The following is a 576-nucleotide window of genomic DNA, read 5'->3' as shown; positions in this document are numbered from 1 at the left end:
TTTCCCTTCGGGGACAAAATGACAGGTGGTGCATGGCTGTCGTCAGCTCGTGTCGTGAGATGTTGGGTTAAGTCCCGCAACGAGCGCAACCCTTATTGTCAGTTGCCAGCATTAAGTTGGGCACTCTGGCGAGACTGCCGGTGATAAACCGGAGGAAGGTGGGGATGACGTCAAGTCATCATGCCCCTTATGACCTGGGCTACACACGTGCTACAATGGATGGTACAACGAGTCGCAAACTCGCGAGGGCAAGCAAATCTCTTAAAACCATTCTCAGTTCGGATTGTAGGCTGCAACTCGCCTACATGAAGTCGGAATCGCTAGTAATCGCGAATCAGCATGTCGCGGTGAATACGTTCCCGGGCCTTGTACACACCGCCCGTCACACCATGAGAGTTTGTAACACCCAAAGCCGGTGGGGTAACCTTTTAGGAGCTAGCCGTCTAAGGTGGGACAGATGATTGGGGTGAAGTCGTAACAAGGTAGCCGTAGGAGAACCTGCGGCTGGATCACCTCCTTTCTAAGGAAAATAACGGAAACCTACACAATTGTCGAAACTTTGTTTAGTTTTGAGAG

1 rRNA gene is annotated in these 576 nt (G+C 51.2%); it reads left to right on the top strand.

Annotated elements, in window-relative coordinates:
• Window positions 1-520 (top strand): 16S ribosomal RNA (locus LB941_RS12325); the annotation flags it as partial.
• Between the last annotated feature and the right edge of the window lie 56 nt (window positions 521-576).

It is taken from the genome of Ligilactobacillus ubinensis, assembly GCF_024160875.1.
Taxonomy (GTDB): Bacteria; Bacillota; Bacilli; order Lactobacillales; family Lactobacillaceae; genus Ligilactobacillus; species Ligilactobacillus ubinensis.
The sequence above is the reverse complement of the archived record's forward strand: the minus strand, read 5'-3'. Positions and strand labels throughout refer to the sequence as shown.